At 42.5% G+C, this 25,165-nt stretch carries 23 protein-coding genes, 1 tRNA gene, 1 pseudogene and 1 other annotated feature; all 25 genes and pseudogenes read left to right on the top strand.

Annotation, left to right across the window (positions count from 1 at the left end):
• Positions 1–49 precede the first annotated feature (49 nt).
• Entirely contained in the window at positions 50–661 is a 612-nt protein-coding gene (locus AC0VX1_RS18715) for an XTP/dITP diphosphatase (protein WP_048689045.1), read from the top strand.
• Positions 662–663: 2 nt separating this feature from the next.
• Complete coding sequence (locus tag AC0VX1_RS18710) at positions 664–1,176, top strand: metallophosphoesterase (RefSeq protein ID WP_475468328.1); 513 nt, start codon at positions 664–666, stop codon at positions 1,174–1,176.
• A gap of 173 nt (positions 1,177–1,349) precedes the next feature.
• A tRNA-Arg gene (locus tag AC0VX1_RS18705) sits at positions 1,350–1,423 on the top strand.
• A gap of 174 nt (positions 1,424–1,597) precedes the next feature.
• Entirely contained in the window at positions 1,598–1,798 is a 201-nt protein-coding gene (locus AC0VX1_RS18700) for a hypothetical protein (RefSeq protein ID WP_034308956.1), read from the top strand.
• Positions 1,799–2,821: 1,023 nt separating this feature from the next.
• Positions 2,822–3,577 (top strand): DUF2087 domain-containing protein, encoded by a 756-nt coding sequence (locus AC0VX1_RS18695; protein ID WP_475468326.1) that lies wholly within the window; start codon positions 2,822–2,824, stop codon positions 3,575–3,577.
• A gap of 18 nt (positions 3,578–3,595) precedes the next feature.
• Positions 3,596–3,958 (top strand): GIY-YIG nuclease family protein, encoded by a 363-nt coding sequence (locus AC0VX1_RS18690; RefSeq protein WP_063594340.1) that lies wholly within the window; start codon positions 3,596–3,598, stop codon positions 3,956–3,958.
• A gap of 20 nt (positions 3,959–3,978) precedes the next feature.
• Positions 3,979–4,178, top strand: a pseudogene (locus tag AC0VX1_RS18685) (2TM domain-containing protein); the annotation flags it as partial.
• A 215-nt stretch (positions 4,179–4,393) separates the two neighbouring features.
• Positions 4,394–4,567 carry a hypothetical protein gene (locus tag AC0VX1_RS18680; protein ID WP_164468799.1) on the top strand — a complete coding sequence of 58 codons (174 nt, stop codon included), beginning with the start codon at positions 4,394–4,396 and terminating at the stop codon, positions 4,565–4,567.
• Positions 4,568–4,610: 43 nt separating this feature from the next.
• Entirely contained in the window at positions 4,611–4,964 is a 354-nt protein-coding gene (locus AC0VX1_RS18675; protein ID WP_413011604.1) for a YidH family protein, read from the top strand.
• Between the two features lie 678 nt (positions 4,965–5,642).
• Positions 5,643–5,918, top strand: coding sequence for a GNAT family N-acetyltransferase (locus AC0VX1_RS18670; protein ID WP_053535861.1), 276 nt, complete (start codon positions 5,643–5,645; stop codon positions 5,916–5,918).
• Positions 5,919–6,065: 147 nt separating this feature from the next.
• Positions 6,066–6,308 carry a D-alanyl-D-alanine carboxypeptidase family protein gene (locus AC0VX1_RS18665; RefSeq protein ID WP_413011606.1) on the top strand — a complete coding sequence of 81 codons (243 nt, stop codon included), beginning with the start codon at positions 6,066–6,068 and terminating at the stop codon, positions 6,306–6,308.
• Entirely contained in the window at positions 6,301–6,579 is a 279-nt protein-coding gene (locus AC0VX1_RS18660; RefSeq protein ID WP_475468322.1) for a M15 family metallopeptidase, read from the top strand. Before AC0VX1_RS18665 ends, AC0VX1_RS18660 begins: the two co-directional genes overlap by 8 nt.
• 279 nt (positions 6,580–6,858) lie before the next feature.
• Positions 6,859–7,117, top strand: a binding site (T-box leader).
• A gap of 117 nt (positions 7,118–7,234) precedes the next feature.
• Entirely contained in the window at positions 7,235–8,950 is a 1,716-nt protein-coding gene (gene ilvB, locus AC0VX1_RS18655; RefSeq protein WP_053535859.1) for an acetolactate synthase large subunit, read from the top strand.
• 3 nt (positions 8,951–8,953) lie between these two features.
• A complete protein-coding gene (gene ilvN, locus AC0VX1_RS18650; RefSeq protein ID WP_034308941.1) occupies positions 8,954–9,466 on the top strand; it encodes an acetolactate synthase small subunit in 513 nt (170 codons plus the stop codon).
• A gap of 60 nt (positions 9,467–9,526) precedes the next feature.
• Entirely contained in the window at positions 9,527–10,555 is a 1,029-nt protein-coding gene (gene ilvC / locus AC0VX1_RS18645; protein WP_048688871.1) for a ketol-acid reductoisomerase, read from the top strand.
• The gene (locus AC0VX1_RS18640; protein ID WP_034308937.1) at positions 10,542–12,077 is read left to right on the top strand and encodes a 2-isopropylmalate synthase; all 1,536 of its coding nucleotides are present in this window, start codon (positions 10,542–10,544) and stop codon (positions 12,075–12,077) included. Before ilvC ends, AC0VX1_RS18640 begins: the two co-directional genes overlap by 14 nt.
• Positions 12,078–12,092: 15 nt before the next feature.
• On the top strand, positions 12,093–13,205 hold the full coding sequence (gene leuB / locus AC0VX1_RS18635; RefSeq protein ID WP_034308935.1) for a 3-isopropylmalate dehydrogenase: 1,113 nt from the start codon (positions 12,093–12,095) through the stop codon (positions 13,203–13,205).
• A gap of 71 nt (positions 13,206–13,276) precedes the next feature.
• The gene (leuC, locus tag AC0VX1_RS18630) at positions 13,277–14,686 is read left to right on the top strand and encodes a 3-isopropylmalate dehydratase large subunit (protein WP_034308934.1); all 1,410 of its coding nucleotides are present in this window, start codon (positions 13,277–13,279) and stop codon (positions 14,684–14,686) included.
• A 28-nt stretch (positions 14,687–14,714) separates the two neighbouring features.
• The gene (gene leuD / locus AC0VX1_RS18625; RefSeq protein WP_095390710.1) at positions 14,715–15,314 is read left to right on the top strand and encodes a 3-isopropylmalate dehydratase small subunit; all 600 of its coding nucleotides are present in this window, start codon (positions 14,715–14,717) and stop codon (positions 15,312–15,314) included.
• A gap of 156 nt (positions 15,315–15,470) precedes the next feature.
• Positions 15,471–16,505: a tetratricopeptide repeat protein gene (locus AC0VX1_RS18620; protein WP_413021274.1), complete on the top strand. Its 1,035-nt coding sequence runs from the start codon at positions 15,471–15,473 to the stop codon at positions 16,503–16,505.
• Positions 16,506–16,689: 184 nt separating this feature from the next.
• Positions 16,690–17,982, top strand: a complete 1,293-nt coding sequence (gene tig / locus AC0VX1_RS18615; RefSeq protein WP_413021272.1) for a trigger factor — start codon at positions 16,690–16,692, stop codon at positions 17,980–17,982.
• A 430-nt stretch (positions 17,983–18,412) separates the two neighbouring features.
• Complete coding sequence (gene clpX, locus AC0VX1_RS18610; RefSeq protein WP_134782382.1) at positions 18,413–19,681, top strand: ATP-dependent protease ATP-binding subunit ClpX; 1,269 nt, start codon at positions 18,413–18,415, stop codon at positions 19,679–19,681.
• 616 nt (positions 19,682–20,297) lie between these two features.
• Positions 20,298–21,968 (top strand): ATP-dependent protease LonB, encoded by a 1,671-nt coding sequence (lonB, locus tag AC0VX1_RS18605; RefSeq protein ID WP_413010244.1) that lies wholly within the window; start codon positions 20,298–20,300, stop codon positions 21,966–21,968.
• 255 nt (positions 21,969–22,223) lie between these two features.
• Complete coding sequence (gene lon, locus AC0VX1_RS18600) at positions 22,224–24,545, top strand: endopeptidase La (protein ID WP_057276651.1); 2,322 nt, start codon at positions 22,224–22,226, stop codon at positions 24,543–24,545.
• Positions 24,542–25,123, top strand: coding sequence for a ribosome biogenesis GTP-binding protein YihA/YsxC (yihA, locus tag AC0VX1_RS18595; protein ID WP_034308918.1), 582 nt, complete (start codon positions 24,542–24,544; stop codon positions 25,121–25,123). Before lon ends, yihA begins: the two co-directional genes overlap by 4 nt.
• Positions 25,124–25,165 lie beyond the last annotated feature (42 nt).

Below are 25,165 nucleotides of genomic sequence, written 5' to 3'. Positions count from 1 at the left end.
GCCCCAAAGAGCTCCGGTGCCGATAAAATGAAAAAGGGTGAAATGAAAAATGAAGACAGTAATCATTGCAACGAAAAATAAAGGGAAAGCCAAGGAGTTCGAAAGCTTATTTTCCGCTAAAGGTTATGAAGTCAAAACACTTCTCGATGTACCGGATGCCCCGGATGTGGAGGAAACAGGCACGACCTTTGAAGAAAATGCGATCCTGAAGGCAGAGGCCATTGCCCATCAGCTAGGCCACTTTGTCATTGCTGATGACTCCGGATTGATTGTAGATGCATTGGAGGGCCGTCCAGGCGTTTATTCTGCCCGCTATGCTGGAGAGGCCAAGAGTGATGAAGCAAACACGGAAAAAGTCCTCCGCGAACTGGAAGGCGTGCCAAAAGAGGCTAGGACGGCGAGATTTTATTGCGCCTTGGCACTAGCGTCACCCAACCAGGAAACGATTACGGTATCGGGAACGATGGAAGGCTTGATCACGGAACAGCCCTCAGGAACGAATGGATTTGGTTATGATCCCATCTTTTTTGTAGAGGAACAGGGCAAAACAAACGCTGAATTGACAAAAGAGGAAAAAAACCAAATCAGCCACCGTGCCAACGCATTGAGGGCTCTAGATGAAAAACTTGATCTATTTCTAAAAAGGGAAGAAGGAATGTGACGATGAAAGTGCTAATAATGAGTGACAGTCATGGCTTAACTCATGAAATCAGCATGATTGCCGAGCGTCATAAACAAGAGGTCGCCGCCATGATCCATTGCGGTGATTCAGAGTTGGAAAGAAATGATCCTCACATGGCGGAGTTTTTGGCCGTTGGCGGGAATTGCGACTATGATTCGGCATATCCGGATGATATTGTGGAGAATATCTCGGGCAAGCGTTTCTTCGTTACGCATGGACACCTCTATAACATAAATATGACCTTGATGAACCTATCTTATAAAAGTGAGGAGACAGGGGCGGATATTATTTGCTTTGGTCATTCCCATACTCCAGGTTCAGAGTGGATTGACGGCAAGCTCTTCATCAACCCGGGAAGCATACGGCAGCCGCGGGGACGAAAAGAGAAAACCTATGCCATTTTGGAGATTGGAAATGACCAACTTGAAATCATCTATTATGACCTTGAAGGAAAAATCGTTGAGGATTTAAGAAATGCTTATCAAATGGAATGACTTCATGTATAATGAACAGGAAGCGTTTTTCCCCGCTTCCTGGTTCTTAAAAAAAGAAAAAAACTTTTTTTGAAAAACCGTTGACTTCCTTTTGATATCCTACTATAATAAGAAGTGTCCTAAGGGAACAGTTCAGGTAATACATAAGTTTTACCGCAACTTATATCATAAACGTCTCAGTAGCTCAGCTGGATAGAGCAACGCCCTTCTAAGGCGTCGGTCGGGAGTTCGAATCTCTCCTGGGACACTAACTTAAAAAGCCAAAACCTTCTAAGGGTTTTGGCTTTTTTACTTTTTGGGTGTTTAAGCTAACGAGGGTCATTTTGATTTGCATCCTTTTAACCATGAAATTTTTTATTTATATTTATCGCAGGTGGATGACCATTTATGTCGAACTTGTAATAAATAAGGAGATGTTTAAATGAATAAAGATAGATTATTCAAGTTCATTCAAACTTCCACTCGGGGCAATTTCTTCTCAGTCGAAATAACCGAAGATGGAACAGAAGTGGTCCAATTAGCCAAGGAGTTGGAAAAAGAAGGAAGAATCAAGTTAAGGGAATGTAAACGAAAAGAAAAAGGTGTTTATCTGGAAGGAATACTTAAGTTTGTGCCTAGCTAATATTTAATGAGCTCTGCGAAGGATTTTTATAAGGAATTTCATAAAACATCCTTCGCGACAAAATGGGGATCGGAGACCGAACAGTGAGGTGAGGGTTAAAAAAATTCATGAACGGTCGAATATTGTGTGGTTTAGGTCGATAAACTGCTCAGGTCTTTATGGTCTTAACTGTAATCCTCACTGGATTTAAGAAATTTGCACAGCGCTACTGCCGGATTACTGGCAGCCGAGACACCAAAAGTGCTTGCTTTAATGCGACTTGGCAGACAGTCGGCGGAAAGGGAGCGAATTTCTGAAATCAACTCCAACTTTCTCAAATAAAAAACTGTAGGCAAAAAGATTTCTATCTGAATTTTTAAACATAGTTGATTGGGTCGGGTGTGCGAGACTCCTGCGGGAATAGCAGTGCCTGGGGCAACGTTCAATTTGTACAAGCTAAAAGAACTGTAGGTAAAATCGACTTACATCGAATTTTGTCTGCAGCTGAGGCATCCATACTTGGATGTCTTTTTTTCGATCAAATTCTATTTAAGGTTTGGAGATTTTTTTTATGATTTCACGGTTTTTTGATTATTGCCGTATTCAATTCTTCGACGGGTGAACTTTTTTCATCAGCTTCACTCAGCTGCATCGATTGTTTTTGTATAAGTGATTCCAATCGTGAGACCTTGAATTGTTCGGATACATGTTGTAATGCCTTGTGTAAATCGGTGTTATGGATCGATGGAATCGCCTCATTTTCCTCTTTCGATAAGATATCCTCCTCTAAAGCTTATTCACGTTTATAAAGCATATTACTGGGGATATTCCGCTTATTACTCATGATACTATATCGGCATAGTGCCATGGGAACCGTAAAGTGGAAGGTGAAATCCCTTGTCAGCTTTATGTTATGAAGCCCCTCTGACTAAGAAGGCCATAATTTGCTGGAGTTATAAAAAAACAGAAAAAACATTGACATAATACAAACAAATTAATAATATGTTTATTATATTGTAAACTTTATAGGGAAGTGTTTGTTTAATGAAGGACGCGGAAATGTTTTGGAGCGCATCTCAGGATGAGCTTAAACAAGGGTACATCGAAGGTGAGAATCAATATGTTTGTTTGCTGTGTGGAAATGCAGTTGAAAAGGGGATCGTATACCCGAAAGATGGTGTTCTTTATGAAGCGAAGAGGTATATGCGCATTCATATTGAACATGCACACAGCTCGGTTTTTGAATACTTGATTGATCTCGATAAAAAACTTACAGGTCTCACCGACCATCAAAACCGTCTCCTTCGCCTTTTTTACCTAGGGAAAAATGATGCTGAGGTTCAGGAGGAAATGGGAATTGGCAGTCCTTCCACGATTCGGAACCATCGTTTTGTGTTGAAAGAGAAAGAGCGTCAGGCTAAGTTGTTTTTAGCCCTGATGGAACTTTTGAAAGATAAAGATGAACACGCGCCGGCATTTATCCCGCTTCATCAAAAAGCAAGGATGGTCGATGATCGTTATAACGTTACTGAGGATGAAAAGGTGACTGTACTGAAAAAATACTTCCCTAAAGGCAGTCAGGATGCATTAAAGTCTTTTCCGCCAAAGGAAAAACAAAGGCTGATCATTCTACAAGAAATTATGAACCGTTTTGAAAATGAGCGGAAATACGAAGAAAAGGAAATCAATCAAATATTGGGTGCGGTTTATCATGATCATGTTCTTTTGAGAAGATACTTAATAGAATATGGATTCTTGGATAGAAAGCCTGATGGGAGCCAATATTGGCTGAAGAAATGATGACTGGGGGCAAGAAAGATGGATCGTAAAAAAGAATTGAAGCAATTATATAAAGAAACAAAGGTTGAAGCAGGGGTATACCAAATCAGAAATACGGTAAATAATAAAGTCTTTATCGGAAGCACCAGGAATTTAAAGACGTTGAAGGGGAAACAATTTGAATTGGAAGTCGGGACAAACACCAATAAAGTGCTGCAAAGCGAGTGGAACCAATATGGGAAAGATGCTTTTTCTTTTGAGGTACTGGAGGTCTTGAAGCCAAAAGAAACAGGGTTTTTTGATGCTAAACGGGAATTGAAAAAACTTGAAGAAAAGTGGATGGAAAAAATACAGCCTTACGAAGAACGGGGATACAATAGAATGAAACCCGCTGACTTATAAGTGGCCTTTAGGGATTCTCCTTGATTCCCGGCTTCTACATTCATATAATGGTGTATGTATTGGTGAATGTCATGTTGATTGCATTAACCTTTCGACGGATCCGGGTTATTGGTGGTTCCTTTATCCCCTCGGTGGGTGGGGGATTGGTGTTCTGATACATGGAATTACCATTCTTGCACAAGGAAACTTCGGGTCTGAGTGGGAAGAAAGAAAAATAAAAGAATATATGGAAAAGGATAAAAAGAACGGCTGAATTTGGGCGTGTTCAAAACAGGGGGTCATTTGTGGCTCTTTTTTTGTGGGAAAAATAATCGGTGGATCTCACTTGTTGTAAGTTTTTAAATGGTTTAAGCTAGTAATGAGGGACCTGTCTATGAAAAAGGGGAAACCCGTGGAGGACCTTCACTAAATAATAATTAATCTTAGGAGTTGCGAATGAAAAAAATAGGATGGACCATAACGGGAATAGGGGCAATCATGGCGCTGGGGGCCTTGCTTTATCCTTTGAATGTTATTGATAAAACTCTCTGTATATATTTATTGCTCGGCGGTGCAGGGCTAATGTTTGCCGGGTCAATGTTCAGGGCCTTTTCGCTCCTGAAAAGATGACTGATTTTACCATTTGATAAAAACGCTCGATTAAGGTGATGACATGGAGAAAAACCAATTGAAATATGCCCAGCAGCATCTGGCTAATGAACGCACCTTCTTGGCATGGATAAGAACGGTGATTGCAATAGTGGGAGTTGGCTTTCTTGCGACAAGCCTGCATTTTACGATTGGTGTGCATCGGGATGCCCGGATTGACTTGATCAGCATCGTGCTGGGGATGTTTGCGTGTGCATTGGGACTTGTGATTACCGTTCTGGCGACAATCGGTTATCTTCAGAAGAAACGGCAAATCAATGAAGGGACGTTCCAGTCTTCAAGTGTGCACGTAATTCTAATCGCTGTTTTTATGGTCATATTGTTATCGATGATCATTTTATATTTTGTTTTCATTTAAAACTGTCCTAACCTGAATAGGGCAGTTTTTTCAGTTTCTGCTATTATATACTTATTCTTACATCATTACGGAAAGATTTCTTCCATCAATTTAATGCCATCAAAAAACGAAAGCTTTAAAAACACTGTATTTCAGGTTATGAAAGAATCATTCAGACTTAGACTAATTCGAAGAAAACGAGTTTGTTGTAATGTTATGGCGGTTACAATTTGGGCGTGGATTTCCGATCCAGGCACTCGCTTTCTGCGGGCGGCTTAGTGAGCCTGTGGAGTCGAGCACCTTCCTCTACAATCAACTTCGTTATGAAAATCAGATAGAAATGATACTATAGGAGTTAAAGGTATTGGGTACTTTAGGTCTGTTGATTTCGTGAGCATCATTTGATGAAAGATACGTTTTTGACCCCCCTTCTGTAGACAAATTGAAATAGTTAAACATGGTGAAATTTGAAACCGGAAGGGTATATAAGCGTAGGGAAAGTTCGATCAAGTTTTGTCTTTTGCCTTCCTTTTAAAATATAAACCATCATCGGTTTGTAAATAAACTTCACATGGGTAATTCCTAACTTTATAATCCTTGAAAGTACTTGCTTTATTCAATTTCAATCACGTTTTAAATATTTGTTTAATTTCCATTTTGTGAGATATGATAAAGAGGAATGAAAAGGAGGTCATCGTGATGGTGGATATCAAAAAAGGTGAAAGTTCTTTTTTTGTCGAAGAATCTGGTGAGAAACTAGCGGAAATTACATTCTTTAAATCAGGTGATGATGAGATCACGGTCGATCATACCGTTGTTTCTGACAAGCTTCGCGGGCAAAAGGTAGGAAATGCCCTTGTAGAAAAGATCATAGGATTCGCAAGGGAGGAAAACCTGAAAATTGTTCCGGTATGTTCGTTCGTTCAAAAACAATTTGAAAAAAATGCAGAATACGAGGATGTATTGGCTAAATGAACCGGAGGGCTGACTTAGGGGATGATTAATATCTCCTATGTTCAGCCTTTTTTCATTTTTTAGATAATCTTTATACCCCCAATAAAATAATGGTAAAGCCTTTCCTCCTGCATTTATGTTCGCATTTAATATAGGGGAGGTGCTAGGATGGCCATCAAATTACAAACCCTATTGAATCACGCAAAGGAAAACATGGGAAGCGGTATGAACCCGGTCGTGAACGAGACGATACTCGAAGTGGTGAAATTAGCTTATGAAGCGGGGATATTTGTTCAAATAACGGCTGGTTATCGAAGTTTCCGAGAACAACATGAACTGTATGAACGGAGCAGAACGAATAAATCCAAGCCAATCGTGACTTATGCCAGAGGGGGGGCAATCCTTGCATAACTATGGCCTTGCAGTTGATTTTGTCATCCTTAGTGATGACGGCAAGCGGGCACTGTGGACAGAGGGCGAGAAGTGGACAAGGGTGGCAGCCATAGCAAAATCCCGGGGATTTGTTTGGGGAGGGGATTTTGAATTGTTCCGTGATTTTCCTCACCTTGGAATGTCAGGCGGTTTATCAACGAGAGATCTTCAAAAGGGATGGCGGCCGTATCTTATATCAAGAGTGGCGTCCGCAATCAGTGAAAATGAGGCTAAAAGGGAAAATGGATGATTCTTTTTTTAGGATCCGATACTTGTGACTGACATCATGTGGATGATGCGTGACATGAATCATTTAATTGGGATATCCGGTGTTTTTAAAAATTAAAAATTGAAAAAACTTTTTTTATAAAATGTGGCCATGATAGGTATGTAAGCGGATACAACAAATCTTTCAATTTAGAATTATCAAAAAATTTAAAAAAACCTGTTGACTACTACCTGAAATACACGTAAGATAATCACAAATACAAGACATCAAACATAAGCGTTTCGAAAAATATGAATAATGCGAAAAGCATTGAAGAGGATAAGTAGTCTTTTTAAAAGGCAGTCACAGAGAGCCGGGTAGCTGAGAGCCGGTATTGTCCCGAAAGATGAACTCACCTTGGAGTTTCAGCTTGAACGTCTGACTAGTAGAGCTGAACGGGTGCGTACCAGTACCCGTTACCAAAACAGAGAATAGTGTAGTCTATTCAAAGTGCGCATGGAGTTTCATGCGAAAAAGGGTGGTACCGTGGAGTGGCTCATCAAGCCTTTTCACCCCTTTAACTTGCCGAGTGCAAGTACATTTGGGGTGAAAAGGCTTTTTTGTATGCTTAAAAAGCTGAAAATTCTGAATTTTGAGAAAAAATTCAATTAGGAAAGCGAAGGAGGTTTTTTACGAAATGACACAAAAGTCAGTTGTTGCTGATCGGAAAAGTGGAAAGACACATTATAGTGGTGCCGAATTTCTGCTGGAAGCATTGAAAAAGGAAAATGTTGATGTCATCTTTGGTTATCCAGGAGGTTCTGTATTGCCGATTTATGACAAACTTTACAGTTCAGAACTTTTTCATATTTTGACAAGGCACGAACAAGGTGCGATTCATGCAGCGGAAGGATACGCCAGGATTACCGGGAAGCCGGGGGTGGTCATCGTCACATCCGGTCCAGGGGCAACGAACATCGTCACTGGTTTGGCCGATGCAATGATCGACTCTTTACCGCTAGTTGTAATTTCAGGTCAGGTAGCTACCAGTGTAATCGGCTCGGATGCTTTCCAGGAAGCGGATGTACTGGGGATTACTACCCCGATCACAAAACATAACTATCAGGTAAGGAAGCCGGAAGACCTTCCGCGCATCATAAAAGAAGCGTTTTATATCGCTTCCAGCGGCCGGCCCGGTCCGGTATTGATCGATATACCTAAGGACATGGCCATTTTGGAAGGTGTATCGACGGATGAGGAGCCAGAAATGAATCTCCCTGGCTATCAGCCGACGACCAAGCCGAATTACTTACAGATCAGAAAGCTTGTTGAAGCCGTAAGCGGAGCGAAAAGACCGGTCATTCTTGCAGGGGCAGGTGTCCTGCATGCAAAGGCCTCCCATCTATTAAAGGAATATGTCGAGCAGCAAGGCATCCCCGTCGTCCATACTTTATTGGGTCTTGGGGGCTTTCCGGCGGAACATCCACTCTTTATCGGAATGGGTGGTATGCATGGCTGCTATGCAGCAAACATGGCGTTAGCGAAATGTGATCTATTAATCAATATCGGTGCAAGGTTCGATGATCGATTGACTGGGAATCTAGCGAAATTCGCACAGCACGCAACGGTTGCCCATATCGATATTGATCCAGCCGAAATCGGTAAAAATGTTCCGACAAAAATTCCAGTTGTCGGAAGTGCTAAAGAAGCACTCTCGGAGTTGATTGCGCAAAATGGCAAGAAACCGGAAATTGATGAATGGACAACACAGCTTACTGCATGGAATGAAGAGTTCCCATTGCGCTATACCCATGAAGAAGGCGTATTGAAACCTCAGCGGGTCATCCAGATGCTTCATGAAAAAACGAATGGGGAGGCCATTGTTACGACCGATGTTGGACAGCATCAAATGTGGGCAGCACAGTACTATCCATTTAACAAACCGAATTCATGGGTCACTTCCGGTGGATTGGGGACGATGGGCTTTGGCTTACCTTCGGCTCTCGGAGCGCAGCTGGCGAATCCGAAAGCGACGGTGCTTTCCATATCGGGGGATGGTGGATTCCAGATGTGCCTGCAGGAACTCTCGGTCATTGCCGAAATGAATCTGCCAATCAAAATCATCATCGTCAATAACGGTGCACTAGGGATGGTAAGACAGTGGCAGGAACTCTTTCATGATAACCGTTTTTCACACAGTATTTTTCAATCGCATCCGGATTTCGTGAAATTGGCCGATGCCTATGGAATTCCGGGATATAAGGTGACGACGGAGGAAGAAGCAAGCAACTGCCTGGATGTAGCGTTAAAGACTGATGGTCCAGTGTTGATTGATTTCCGTGTCAAACAAAACGAAAATGTCTTTCCGATGGTAGCACAAGGAAAAGGGCTAGATGAAATGGAAGGAGTTTAATCAATGAAGGGAATTCTTAGCCTCACCGTGAATAACCGGCCAGGCGTCCTTAATCGGATTACGAACCTGTTCACGAAAAGAAATTATAACATTGAAGGCATGACTGTCGGACCTTCCGAACAGGATGGCATTTCAAGAATGACCTTTGTGGTCGATGTCGATGACGAAACTGTCATTGAACAGATCACCAAGCAGCTGAATAAGCAGATCGATGTTTTGAAAGTATATGATATTACGAATCAATCGATTGTGGCGAGGGAACTTGCACTCATTAAAATATTGGTGACTACACAAACCCGAGCCGAGATTTATTCAGTCATCGAACCCTTCCGAGCTTCAGTTATTGATGTCAGTAAAGATAGCGTGACCGTCCAAATTACAGGGGAATCGGATAAAATCGAAGCTTTCATTGAACTGATCAAGCCATATGGCATCAAGGAATTGGCAAGGACAGGGACTGCCGCCATCCCGCGTGGAATGCAAATTGCACACGCTAAGAGTGCGACAATCGTATAAAACAAAAACAAAAACAAAAACAAAAACAAAAACAATGATGAAAAGGGAGATGTAATTATTATGGCAAAAGTATATTATAACGCAGAAGCAAACGAGAATTTCTTCAACAATAAAAAGGTAGCGGTAATCGGATATGGTTCACAAGGACACGCACACGCTCAAAACTTACGTGACAGCGGTGTAGATGTAATCATCGGAATCAGGAAAGGTAAATCCTTCGATAAAGCGGTGGAAGACGGCTTTAATGTTTACACAGTGAAGGAAGCAGCTGAACAGGCAGACGTGATCATGAACCTATTACCGGATGAAACTCAGCCGAAAGTATACCAAGAAGAAATCAAACCGGTATTGCGTGCAGGTCAAGCGTTAATGTTCGCACACGGATTCAACGTACATTTCAATCAAATCGTTCCTCCGGCAGACGTAGATGTTTTATTAGTCGCTCCTAAAGGTCCGGGACATCTTGTTCGCCGTACATATGAACAAGGGGCAGGGGTGCCGGCATTGTTCGCCATTTATCAAAATGTTACGGGTGAAGCAAGAGAATTGGCACTTGCGTACGCTCGGGGAATCGGTTCTTTAAGAGCTGGCGGTTTGGAAACCACTTTCCAGGAAGAAACGGAAACGGATCTATTTGGAGAGCAAGCTGTACTTTGCGGCGGATTGACTGCCCTTGTGAAAGCTGGATTCGAAACCTTGACAGAAGCAGGATATCAACCGGAAGTAGCATATTTCGAGTGTTTGCATGAACTTAAGTTAATCATCGACCTTATGTATGAAGGCGGTATGGAAAACATGCGCTATTCCATCTCTGACACAGCTCAATGGGGAGATTTCGTTTCTGGACCACGCGTTGTGACGGAAACTACGAAAGAGGCAATGAAAGCGATCTTGAAAGACATCCAAGACGGTGAGTTCGCTAAAGGATGGATCTTGGAAAACCAAGCGAATCGTCCAGTCTTCAATGCGATCAATAATCGTGAAAACCAACATCAAATCGAAGTGGTTGGCCGTGAATTAAGAAAAATGATGCCATTCGTAAAACCTCAACAAAAAGAGAAAGAAGTGGTAGCCGTTGCGAAAAATTAATATATTTGAAACCACACTTCGTGATGGGGAGCAATCCGCCGGTGTAAATTTAAATTTTACCGAAAAACTTGAAATTGCTTATCAGCTTGAAAGATTGGGTGTTGATATAATCGAAGCCGGTTTTCCGGCAGCATCCAAAGGGGATTTCAACTCCGTACAGGAAATCGCGCGCAAAATCAAAAACAGCTCTGTCACAGGGCTGGCGCGTGCTGTAAAAGGAGATATCGATGCAGCTTGGGATTCATTAAGGGGCGGCGCAGAACCAAGATTGCATACGTTCATCGCCACTTCGCCCATTCATCGTGAATATAAGTTGAAAATGTCTAAGCAGCAAGTGATTGAAAGGTCGGTTGAAATGGTTAAGTACGGAGCAGCGCGTTTTCCGATCGTACAATGGTCTGCAGAAGATGCAAGCCGCACGGAACTTGACTATTTGGCTGAAATCGTTGAAGCGGTCATTCAGGCTGGTGCCAAGGTCATTAACATCCCGGATACAGTAGGGTATGCAGCTCCAATCGAATATGGCAACATTTTCAGATACCTTCGTGAACATGTTCCTTCTATTGAAAAAGTTAGTTTATCTGCACACTGTCATGACGATCTTGGAATGGCGACGGCCAATTCATTGGCGGCCATCGAAGGCGGGGCTACGCAAGTCGAAGGCACAATCAACGGAATTGGTGAACGTGCCGGAAACGTGGCACTTGAAGAAGTGGCCATGGCACTCTACATCCGTAAAGATTTCTATCAAGCGGAAACGGGTCTTGTATTGAATGAAATTAAAAGGACCAGTGATTTGGTCAGCCGCCTTACGGGAATGCAAGTTCCTGCTAATAAAGCCATTATTGGTGCCAATGCTTACGCACATGAATCAGGCATTCACCAGGATGGCGTGTTAAAAGAAAAAACGACATATGAAATCATATCACCTGAACTCGTCGGGGTTTCGTCCAATTCACTCGTTTTAGGAAAGCATTCAGGACGCCATGCTTTCAAAGAAAGATTACAAGAGTTGAATTTTACGGTGACGGATGAGGAAATGAACTCATTATTCGTCCAGTTCAAGGAATTGGCCGATAATAAAAAGACCATGACGGATGAAGATATCGTTGCGCTGGTGCTTGAAGAGAAAGCGACGGATATCAGTTTCTATGACATGATTTCCTTGCAGATTTCACATGGCACCCATCAGACGGCGACTGCAACGGTCACACTGAAAAAAGGCGATAATGAAGAGATTCAGGAAGCGGCTACAGGTGCAGGAAGTGTAGAAGCCCTATATAACACGCTTGAAAGATGTTTGGGCAAAGAGATCAACTTGCTGGACTATCGAATTCAATCGGTGGGGGGCGGAATGGATGCCCTCGCACAGGTTTTTGTGAAAATTGATTATAACGGTGTGGAAACAAGCGGCAGGGGTCTTGATCAGGACGTCTTGGAAGCATCCGCCAAAGCGTATTTGAACGCTGTTAACCGTGTGATCATTATGAAGGAACTGGAAGAAAAAGCAGTATTACAATAGGAAGGGGAGATTTCGATGAAAAGGAATATTGCGGTGCTTCAAGGAGATGGCATCGGGAAAGAAGTAACAAGAGGCGCTGTAGAAATCCTCGAAGCCGTTGCCCAAAGATATGGACACGATTTTGAATTTCAATATGGTGAGATTGGCGGAGGGGCCATCGATAGCACAGGTTCACCCCTGCCGGATGAAACAGTGGAGATTTGTAAAAACAGCGATGCGGTATTATTAGGGGCCGTTGGAGGACCTAAGTGGGATGACCAGCCTGCGCACCTAAGACCGGAACGAGGTTTGTTGAAAATCCGAAAAGATTTGAATCTTTATGCTAACATCCGTCCAATCAGCTATTATTCCAGCTTGTCGGAATCTTCTCCTCTTAAGAAGGAATTCATTGAAGATGTGGATTTCGTGATTGTCAGGGAACTAACTGGCGGCCTTTATTTCGGAAAGCCAAGTGAGCGCGTTGAAAAAGAAGGGAAAGAAGCGGTCGTCGATACACTTTTCTATCAGAAAAGCGAAATGAAGCGCATCATCGAACTTGCTTTTTCATTAGCATCGGAGCGCAAGAAAAAAGTAACTTCCGTGGATAAAGCGAATGTTCTTGAATCCAGCAGGATGTGGCGTGAGACGGCTGAAGAAATTGCCAAGGACTATCCGGATGTAATCCTTGAACATATGCTTGTTGATAATGCAGCCATGCAATTGATCAAAAACCCGAAACAATTTGATATTATCGTGACGGAGAATATGTTCGGCGATATTTTAAGCGATGAAGCGTCGGTATTGACTGGCTCGCTTGGAATGCTTCCTTCCGCCTCCATATCAACTAATGGTCCTAATCTATATGAACCGATTCATGGCTCTGCCCCGGATATCGCAGGCAAAAACCTGGCTAATCCGATTGGGACGATATTATCGGCGGCTTCCATGCTGCGTCTATCCTTTGGTTTGGAAGATGAGGCGAAAGCAGTTGAACAGGCGGTGGAAACGGTCCTTGAATATGGCTTGAGAACAGGCGATATCGCAAATGGCCAACCGACAATTACGTCTACCTCAGAGATGATTGCAGAAATAAAAGCAAACCTTTTAGACCAGGAAGCCATTTCCAACATCATGGGAGCTTATGCATAAACTTCTTTCACGGCCTAACATTAGGCCGTGTTTTTTAAAAAAAATACAAGATTGATCGAGGTGGGATAGTGATGGGTAAGTCGATAATAGAGAAAATATGGGATCGCCATATTGTAAATGAAGAGGAGAATAAACCGGATTTAATTTATATAGACCTTCAATATATTCATGAAGTGACCTCTCCGCAAGCATTTGAAGGATTGAGATTAAAAGGACGGAAAGTCAGGAGACCCGATCGTACTTTCGCGACAATGGATCATAATGTGCCAACCGTTAATCGCTATTTCATCGAGGATGATATTGCGAGGAAACAACTAGAAGCGCTTGAGCAAAACTGTAAGGAGTTCGGTATCCGCCTTGCTGATTTAGACAGTCCGGATCAAGGTATCGTTCACGTTATCGGGCCTGAATTAGGGCTTACACAGCCAGGGATGACGATTGTCTGCGGAGACAGTCATACTTCCACGCATGGTGCGTTTGGCTCGATTGCATTTGGAATCGGTACGAGTGAGGTCGAGCATGTTTTGGCCACACAAACCCTATGGCAAACAAAACCCAAAACATTGAAGCTTGAGGTCAATGGCAAGCTTGGTCATGGCGTGATGGCGAAAGATGTCATTTTATATGTAATTTCCAAATTCGGCGTCGATTTCGGTACGGGACATATCATTGAGTATTGCGGGGAAGTTTTCCGGGATATGTCAATGGAAGAAAGAATGACGGTCTGCAATATGTCGATTGAAGGCGGGGCAAGAGCAGGGCTGGTAGCTCCTGATGAAACAACGTTCTCTTATTTGAAAGGCCGTAAATATTTGCCGAAAGGAGAAGAGTTCGAGCAATGTGTTCAGGACTGGAAGTCACTTTCCAGTGATGAGGATGCTGTTTATGACCAAGAAATCATTCTTGATGGCAGCCTGATTTCACCAATGGTCAGCTGGGGGACAAATCCTGGAATGGCTAGTGGCGTGGACGGAAAAGTACCTACCCTCGCAGAGGATATCATGGATCCTAAGGAACTGAATCGAGCCATTGAGTATATGGGCCTTGAGGAAGGGATGCCGATCACGGAAATTCCCGTACAACATGTATTCATAGGATCGTGTACCAATTCACGCATTGAGGACTTAAGGCAAGCCGCAGGAATGATCGATGGCCAAACTGTTCAAAAAGGGGTTCGGGCGATGGTCGTTCCCGGTTCACAAAGCGTCAAAAGGCAAGCGGAAGATGAAGGGTTGGATGAAATTTTCAAATCTGCTGGCTTCGAATGGCGCGAATCGGGCTGCAGCATGTGCCTGAGCATGAACCCTGACGTGGTTCCGGCCGGCGAGCATTGTGCCTCCACAAGCAATCGGAACTTCGAAGGCAGGCAAGGAGCTGGGGCAAGAACACACCTGGTTAGTCCGGCTATGGCTGCCGCGGCCGCCATTCATGGGAAATTTGTCGATATTAGGAATTTGAAAAGAACTGAACAAGTCCAATAAGAATACGAATTAACCGGAGGTGCAGAAAATGGAACCCATTACTATATATAAAGGAAGAGCGGCGGTACTTGACCGTAAAAACGTGGATACGGACCAAATCATTCCAAAGCAATTTTTAAAAAGGATTGAGCGAAGCGGATTTGGCGAATTTTTATTCTATAACTGGCGTTTTGATGAAACCGGGAAGAAACGTCCTGATTTTGAATTGAATCAGCCCCATAATCAAAACACGTCCATATTAATAGCAGGTGAAAACTTTGGCTGCGGTTCGTCCCGTGAGCATGCCCCTTGGTCTTTGAAAGACTACGGGTTCGATATCATCATCGCTCCGTCTTATGCTGATATCTTTAAAAGTAATTGCATGAAAAATGGCATGGTCCCCATCGCTTTGACCCAGACTGAAGTAAACTATTTAATGGAGAGAGTGTCAGCACCTGATTATGAGCTGACTATCGACCTTCCCAATCAGACATTGAAAGATGGTCAAGGGTTTGAAACGAGCTTTGATATTCATCCATATTGGAAGGAAATGCTCGTCAAAGGCTGGGATGAAATTTCGATAACGCTTCAATATGATAAAGAGATTTCTGCCTATGAATCTCAAAAAAAGGCTGTATCGAGTATTTAATAGAAAAAAGTCATTTCCCGTTATCCTTTCTTATTTGAAAGGATACGGGATTTTTTTTATCGGGAAAGAAGGTATCCGCCCATATAAATTTTTGTGTTTCCAGCTATTACATGCTAAACTGTTTCTCAAAAAGCGAACGGTGAGGCGGAAAATAGGATGGATGATGAGAACAACCAAAAGAAGGCCGGAGAAACAAAGATTATCGCCTTTCCAAATCTCGGTGAGAGGCTGATTGTAAAAGGACTGGATGAGCTTGGTAACAGGAACTTTAAAGCGGCTGCGCAGCTTTTCAGCCAAGCCAGGGAGTATGAGCCCGAAAATGATGAAGTTTGCATGGGACTGGTGGTCTCACTAGTTGAACTTGAGTATTACCAGGAGGCAAAAGAGTTGTGTATAGAGATGCTGAATAAAGGCATCGGCGACTATTTTCAACTGATCAATATTTATTTGATGGTACTGCTGCAATTAGGCGAGCATCAGGAAATGGTCACGACGATCGAACTGTTATTTGAAGAAAACCAAATTCCCTTTGATAAAGAGGAACATTTTGAAAAGATGCTTCAGTTCAGTAAAAGGGCCCTTGAGGATAAAAAAGAAGAGAAAGAAAGGCAAAATCAACAGCTTTCAGAGGAAATGCAGGAGGATGACCTTTTTGAAGGGAAAACGGATAATGAAATGCTTATGGTCATTTCAAAACTCACGAATATCAATATTCGACCATTTATCCCTCAAATCGAAGAATTTCTACAAAAAGATGAGGGACATCCTTTCTTCAAAACGATGCTCCTTAACATCCTTATCGACCAGGAGTATAACGAGGAAATGACGGTGAGGAAATTCAATCAATCGAAGTCGGTCATCCCAAGGGAATTGAAAAGTTTGAAGGAGACGGACTTCTATAAGATGGTAACCGGACTGGCGGAAGAGGAAATCAGTCAGGATAATCCGAGCTTATATGAAATGGTCCATAGTTTGATTGAACGTCATTCTTTTTTATTGTTTCCTTTTGAACCAGGACCTGAAAGCTTGCCTGCGTGGGCAGCTGCCTACCATGCCTTGGCGGAAGAGTACATGACCGGAGAAGTTTCCGTGAGGGACTTAGCGGACCTTTACAAGGCAGATGAGGAAAGCGTTGTGGATATTCTTTCCTATATAAAAGAAATTGAAGAAATTTCTTATCCTATTATTTAAGCTATTGCTGTTGTAACAGATTAATCCTGTGGTATAATGTAGTGGTTGTAATGTATAATTCGTCTAATTTTGACGATTTCCCCATTATTTTGGGGGTATATTTGAAGGATGACTTGTTAACACTTGCAAAGCATAATCATCCAATGCTTATTATTGAAGTATATAGATTTTTGGAGGGAAACACATGTCTGTAAAATGGGAAAAACAAGAAGGTAATCAAGGCGTACTAACAATTGAAGTTGACGCTGCAAAAGTAAACGAAGGTTTAGACGCAGCTTTCAAAAAAGTAGTGAAACAAGTAAATGTACCTGGCTTCCGTAAAGGTAAAATGCCACGTCAAATGTTCGAAAAAAAATTCGGTGTAGAATCACTTTACCAAGATGCGCTTGATATCATTCTTCCAGATGCTTACGCAAATGCTGTCGAAGAAGCTGGAATTCAGCCTGTAGATCGTCCGGAAATCGACATCGAGAAAATGGAAAAAGGCGAAAACCTTATCTTCACTGCAACTGTAACAGTTAAGCCTGAAGTTAAATTGGGAGATTACAAAGGTGTTGAAGTTGAAAAATTCAATACTGAAGTAACTGACGAAGATGTTGAAAACGAATTGAAAACTTTACAAGAGCGTCAAGCTGAACTTGTCGTTAAAGAAGAAGGACAAGTCGCTGAAGGCGATACGGTTGTTCTTGACTTTGAAGGATTCGTTGACGGTGAAGCATTCGAAGGCGGAGCTTCAGAAAACCATTCACTGGAAATCGGTTCAAACTCTTTCATTCCAGGATTCGAAGAGCAACTTGTCGGTCTTGAAACTGGCGCTGAAAAAGATATCGAAGTTTCATTCCCTGAAGAATACCATGCTGCTGAACTTGCAGGTAAACCAGCAGTATTCAAAGTGAAAATTCACGAAATCAAAACAAAACAACTTCCTGAGTTGGATGATGAGTTCGCGAAAGATGTCGACGACGAAGTGGAAACTTTGGCTGAACTTAAAGAAAAAACAAAACATAAATTAGAGCATGACAAAAAACATGAAGAAGAAAACTTCATCCAAAACACTGTAATTGGTAAAGCTGTTGAAGGTGCAGAAATCGACGTTCCTGAAGCAATGATTTCAAACGAAGTTGACCGCATGATGAATGAGTTCTCTCAACGCATCCAATCTCAAGGTCTTAATTTGGAACTTTACTACCAATTCTCAGGTCAAGACGAAGAAGCTTTAAAAGCTCAAATGAAAGAAGAAGCTGAAGGTCAAGTTCGTACGAGCCTTACTCTTGAAGCAATCGCAGAAGTTGAAAAACTTGAAGCGACTGACGAAGATGTAGAAGCTGAACTTGCACAAATGGCTACTATGTACAATATGGAAGTTGACGCGATCAAACAAGCTCTTGGAAACTTAGAAGGAATCAAAGGCGATCTTAAAATTAAGAAAGCAATTGACTTCTTGGTAGAAAACAGCAAAACAGTTGAAGCAAAATAATTTTTATAAATAAGTAGATTTAAATATTTCCTTTAAAAAAACAAGGCGCGAGTAATCGTGCCTTGTTTTATACATATTGAGAATTAGTGTAAATTTTAAATATCGGTTAATTCCTGATTGATTTTTTTTGGATTTCGGTGTAGATTAGTTCTAATACCGCATATACATATTTATACAGCAAATCCTGCTTTTAAAAATCCGAAGTTTTGGGCATGCTGGTAAAGGGCAAATACATATTGATTGATTATTGTACTTATTTAACAACTCGGACCGTGAGCATTTTTGTTACTAAACTTCCAAGAACATGATAAAATGCAAAACATACTAGGGATTTTGGAATGTTTAAGCAGATGTGTGCCTAGTTTTTTTCTTTACGATTAGGTACCGCTATGTAATAGAGTTGGAAGAGTATTTAAAGGGGTGAACGTACATGTTTAAATTTAATGATGAAAAAGGACAGTTAAAATGTTCTTTTTGCGGTAAAACACAAGAACAAGTCCGTAAACTGGTTGCTGGTCCAGGTGTCTATATTTGTGACGAGTGTATAGAACTTTGTACGGAGATCGTTGAGGAAGAGCTGGGAACTGATGAAGAAGTAGAATTCAGAGATGTTCCTAAACCTATGGAAATCCGCGAAATTCTTGACGAATATGTGATTGGACAAGAACAGGCAAAGAAATCTTTGGCTGTAGCTGTTTATAACCATTATAAACGTATCAATTCCAATAGCAAAGTCGACGATGTTGAGCTTTCTAAAAGTAACATCGCCCTAATCGGACCGACGGGAAGCGGGAAAACCCTTCTTGCGCAAACATTGGCACGTTTACTCAATGTTCCTTTTGCCATTGCTGATGCCACTTCCTTGACGGAAGCTGGATATGTTGGGGAAGATGTTGAAAACATCCTTCTCAAATTAATCCAAGCAGCTGATTATGATGTGGAAAAAGCGGAAAAAGGCATCATTTATATTGATGAAATCGATAAAGTTGCCCGTAAATCGGAAAATCCTTCTATTACACGTGACGTGTCTGGTGAAGGTGTGCAACAAGCTTTATTGAAAATTCTTGAAGGAACGGTTGCAAGCGTTCCGCCTCAAGGTGGACGTAAACATCCACATCAGGAATTCATCCAAATCGATACGACCAATATTTTGTTCATCTGCGGCGGTGCCTTTGACGGCATCGAACCGATCATCAAACGCCGTCTTGGGCAAAAAGTCATTGGTTTTGGCTCTGACGTGAAAAAGGATGATATTGCAGAAAAAGAATTGCTTTCCAAAGTCCTTCCTGAAGACTTGCTTCGTTTCGGATTAATTCCGGAATTCATCGGACGTCTTCCGGTAATTGCGACTCTTGAGCAATTGGATGAAGCGGCTTTGATTGAAATCCTTACAAAGCCGAAAAATGCCCTTGTTAAACAATATCAAAAGTTACTTGAGCTTGACGATGTTGAATTGGAATTCGAACAGGAAGCGCTAAGTGAAATTGCTAAAAAAGCAATTGAACGCAAAACTGGTGCGCGTGGTCTGCGCTCCATCATCGAAGGCATCATCCTTGAAGTGATGTTCGATCTGCCTTCACGTGATGATGTTGCAAAATGTGTAATCACAGGCAGCACGATTTCGAAAAATGAATCTCCAAAGCTCGTCCTTAAAGACGGTACAACCATAAAAGGACAAGAAAAGAAAACATCTGCTTGATTTATAAGGAAAAGAAAGACTGCCAGTTAATGCTGGCAGTCTTTTTGTTTTTGGCTCTTTTCGTAAAGATTGTTGTTTTTAAAACGAAACTATTTAAGGTTGATTGGAGCGGAAGTGCGAGACTCCTGCGGAAGCAGCGGGACAGGTGAGACCCCACAGGCGTTTACGCCGAGGAGGCTCACCGCCCGCACCAAGGAAAGCGAGCACCTGGAGGGGAAATCAACCACACTGCACTACTTCGTAAATAGCAACAAAGTATGCGAAAACAGCCTTGTTTTTAGACCAAAGTTGATTGTAACGGAAGGTGCGAGACTCCTGCGGGAATACGCGTCCGAGGGAGACCCGCAGGCGCAGACCGCCCGCGGAAAGCGAGTGCCTGCAGTGGAAATCAACGTTAAAACCTCAAAACAGTAGGGTAATACCAGATAATTTCGAGTTGTTTACAGTCTGAGACTGCCAGTTCATCCTGGCAGTCTATTTCTTTTCCCTTTTTTCTAAATTGTTGTATTTAGGATAAAAACGCCAATTTTTCAACACGAATTTCTTGGATAATTTCGCCCTTCCAAAGGAGATACTAACAGAAATGACAAACTAGGAGAGTGCAGGAGGGAATAAGATGAATTGGACAGGATTGGCGTTGTTTATCCAGCTGTTTTTTGGGATTATTATTGGATTGTATTTTTTGAACTTATTGAAAGGCCAACGGACACAAAAAGTTTCCATTGACCGTGATTCACGTAAGGAGATGGACCAATTACGGAAGATGAGATCGATTTCGTTAACAGAACCATTGGCAGAAAAAGTTAGACCAAGCACATTTAATGAAATCATCGGTCAAGAAGATGGGATTAAATCTTTAAAAGCTGCTTTATGTGGGCCGAATCCCCAGCATGTGATAATTTACGGTCCTCCTGGGGTAGGGAAAACGGCAGCTGCCAGACTTGTTTTGGAAGAGGCGAAGAAAAATGGCAAGTCCCCTTTTAAGAATTCGGCCGTTTTTGTTGAATTGGACGCCACCACAGCCAGGTTCGATGAACGAGGGATTGCCGATCCGCTCATCGGTTCTGTGCACGATCCAATCTACCAAGGAGCCGGGGCAATGGGACAGGCAGGCATTCCGCAGCCAAAGCAGGGTGCAGTCAGCAATGCACATGGAGGCGTACTGTTCATAGATGAAATAGGGGAGCTTCATCCGATACAGATGAATAAACTTTTGAAGGTATTGGAAGATCGTAAGGTTTTTCTGGAAAGTGCCTATTATCAAGAGGAAAATCAAAATATTCCCACTCACATCCATGATATTTTTAAAAATGGACTGCCGGCTGACTTTCGGTTGATTGGTGCTACAACAAGAACGCCAAATGAAATCGCGCCTGCGATACGTTCAAGATGCATAGAAGTGTTTTTCCGTGAACTGGACCGGGAAGAAATAATCGCCGTGGCCAAGAATGCCTCAGATAAAGTGGGGATCACCATCAGTGATAAAGGCTTGGAATCGATTTCGGATTATGCCCGAAATGGCAGGGAAGCTGTCAACATGATTCAGACTCTTGCAGGAATCTCAATTAATGAAAACAGGACTTTCATCAGGGAAGAAGATATAGATTGGATGGCCCATAGCAGCCAGCTGACCCAAAGAATGGACAGGAAAATAGAAGCGAAATCCAAAATAGGCCTTGTCAACGGTCTTGCAGTCTATGGTCCAAACAGCGGGGCATTGCTGGAAATAGAGGTTACGGTAATGGCTGCCTCTGATGAAAAAGGTTCGATAAACATTACCGGTATCGTTGAGGAAGAAAGTATCGGCGGCGGGAGTGGCAAATCGGTTCGACGCAAGAGCATGGCGAAAGGTTCGATTGAAAATGTCATTACGGTTTTACGGTCGATGGGAGTGCCTGCCAATCAATTCGATATCCATGTGAACTTTCCGGGCGGAAGTCCAGTGGATGGCCCTTCTGCAGGAATTGCAATGGCCACAGGCATATACTCGGCCATATATAAAATCCCTGTTGACCATACTATGGCGATGACTGGGGAAATAAGCATTCATGGCGGCGTTAAACCGATCGGCGGTGTCATTCCGAAAATTAAGGCGGCTAAACTTGCCGGGGCAAAAAGGGTGATCATCCCAGCCGAAAACATGCAGCCGCTTCTATCTGAAATCAAGGATATAGAGATCATACCTGTTTCGAATGTGAAAGAAGTGCTGGATCAGGCACTGAAGAAAGAATTGATGTCGGAACAAATCCTCACAACCTTGGACCTATCAAAAAAAGAAAGTGTATAAAGGATATGCCCCGGCTAAAAATAGAACCGGGGCATTTTAAGGACAAAATTGGCGTTCCCGGCCACCCTGCCGTAAAAAATAAACACGCATTCAGGCGTGCTTTTTTATCTAATATTGGAGATAATAATAGCAGTCGAAACGTGTTAAGGTAAACGAATAGACACTTCTATATAAATAGGATAGAATTGTTAAAAGGTTGAGAACATGGGTAAATAGTTTACAACGACGATACTAATTAGATGGAGGTGTCAGGAAATGACTGATAAAGAAATCATCGTCCCCCTCCTGCCGCTTAGAGGACTGCTTGTATATCCAACGATGGTACTTCATTTAGATGTAGGCCGAGATAAATCGGTACAAGCCCTTGAGAAAGCAATGGTGGAAGACCATCTTATATTTTTGACGACACAACAAGATGTTTCGTTGGACGAACCAGGTGAAGAAGATTTATTTACAATGGGAACTTTAACAAAGGTAAAACAGATGTTGAAGCTTCCGAATGGTACAATCCGGGTGTTGGTGGAAGGGTTGAACCGCGCAGAAGTCATGGAATTTTACGATTATGAGACACATTATGGTGCCAAGATTAAAATATATGAAGACAGTGATGAAAAGGATGCTGAACATCAAGCATTAATGCGCACACTACTGGATTATTTTGAACAATACATAAAAATGTCCAAGAAAATAACCGGTGAAACGTTTTCGTCCACTTCCGATATTGAAGAGCCTGGGCGATTAGCGGATATAATCGCTTCCCATTTGCCTTTGAAATTGAAGGAGAAGCAAGAAGTGCTTGAGACCATTGATATGAAAGAGCGTCTTAGCCGTGTAATCGAGATCATCAATAACGAAAAAGAAGTTCTTTTTCTCGAGAAGAAGATCGGCCAGCGTGTTAAACGTTCGATGGAACGGACTCAAAAGGAATATTATTTACGAGAGCAAATGAAAGCGATCCAAAAGGAATTGGGCGATAAAGAAGGAAAAACAGGGGAAATTGAAGTCCTGAACGAAAAGATAGAAGAAGCGGATATGCCTGAGCATATCAAAGAAACGGCATTAAAGGAATTGGACCGTTATGAAAAAGTTCCTTCGAGCTCAGCCGAAAGCTCTGTGATCCGCAATTATATCGAATGGCTGATCTCTCTTCCTTGGACCAAAGCGACCAAAGATGACTTGAATATTCATAAAGCCGAAAAAATCCTGAACCAGGACCACCATGGTTTGGAAAAGGTGAAGGAGCGTGTGCTTGAGTATTTGGCCGTACAGCAATTGACCAAATCATTGAAGGGACCGATCCTTTGCTTGGTGGGACCGCCAGGAGTCGGGAAAACGAGCTTGGCTAAATCGATCGCTTCATCCCTGAATAGGAATTTCGTCCGTATATCTTTAGGTGGGGTGCGCGATGAATCAGAAATCCGCGGACATCGCCGCACATATGTAGGGGCAATGCCGGGACGGATCATTCAAGGCATGAAAAAAGCTGGAACGATAAATCCGGTCTTTTTACTGGACGAAGTGGATAAGATGTCCAATGACTTTAGGGGAGATCCATCTGCAGCGATGCTTGAGGTGCTCGATCCAGAGCAAAATCATAATTTCAGTGATCATTATATTGAAGAAACCTACGATCTTTCCAAAGTCATGTTCGTCGCAACGGCAAATAATTTGGGATCGATTCCTGGTCCGCTTCGTGATCGTATGGAAATCATTTCGATTGCAGGTTATACTGAGATAGAGAAGCTTCATATAGCCAAGGATCACTTGCTGCCTAGACAGCTTGAAAACCATGGTTTATTGAAGACACAATTGCAAGTCCGTGAGGAAGCACTTACAAAAATCATCCGTTACTATACTCGGGAAGCCGGTGTTCGGAGTCTGGAACGACAGCTTGCAGGCATCTGTCGGAAGACTGCAAAAATCATCGTGTCCGGAGATAAAAAGCGGGTCGTCATTGCTGAAAAGAATGTCGAGGAGTTTTTAGGGAAAACCATGTTCCATTATGGACAGGCGGAGGTCGAGAACCAAGTTGGTGTAGCTAATGGTTTAGCATACACGTCGGTAGGTGGCGATACGCTGCAAATCGAGGTTTCCTTATCACCAGGTAAAGGGAAGCTGATCCTTACAGGAAAGCTTGGCGATGTAATGAAAGAGTCAGCCCAGGCTGCTTTCAGTTATGTCCGTTCAAAAACCGAGAAACTTCAGATTGATGCGAACTTCCATGAAAAATATGATATTCATATTCATGTCCCCGAAGGTGCGGTTCCAAAAGATGGCCCTTCTGCAGGCATCACGATTGCAACAGCGTTAATATCGGCCCTTACAAATAGGCCGATCAGAAAAGAGGTAGGCATGACAGGCGAAATTACATTACGCGGACGGGTTCTTCCGATCGGCGGGCTTAAAGAAAAATCTTTAGCGGCCCATCGCGCAGGACTTACGAAAATCATCATCCCGCAAAATAACGAAAAGGATATTGATGATATCCCGGAAAGTGTCCGTAAAGCATTAACATTTGTTCCAGTTTCACACGTCGATGAAGTCCTTGAGCATGCATTGGTAGGTGTGAACGAATGAAAGTAACAAGTTCAGATATTGTCATCAGTGCTGTGAAGCCTGAACAATATCCCAATACTCCAATACCGGAATTTGCCTTGGCAGGCCGTTCCAACGTTGGGAAGTCCAGTTTCATCAACAAAATGATCAATCGAAAAAACTTGGCGCGCACATCCTCTAAACCGGGTAAGACGCAGACCTTGAATTTTTATATCATAAATGAAGCACTCCATTTTGTGGATGTACCGGGTTATGGTTATGCAAAAGTATCCAAGACGGAGCGTGATGCTTGGGGGAAGATGATCGAAACGTACTTCACTTCCCGTGACCAGCTCCGCGCTGCGCTTCTGATCGTCGATTTGCGTCATCCGCCGACAAAGGATGATATCGCAATGTATGAATTCCTGAAGCATTATGACCTGCCCCGGATCGTCATTGCCACCAAAGCGGATAAAATTCCAAAAGGCAAATGGCAGAAACACTTAAAAATCACGCGCCAAACGTTAAATATGGAAAAAGAGGATGAATTGCTTCTATTCTCTGGTGAAACAGGCGAAGGTAAGGAACAAGCATGGGGCGTCCTTAAGAAATATATGTAAAAGAAAAGGGTATTCCGCATCTGGAATACCCTTTTTCATTAT

It is taken from the genome of Peribacillus sp. QJM3NY_7 (assembly GCF_056173225.1).
The sequence above is the reverse complement of the archived record's forward strand: the minus strand, read 5'-3'. Positions and strand labels throughout refer to the sequence as shown.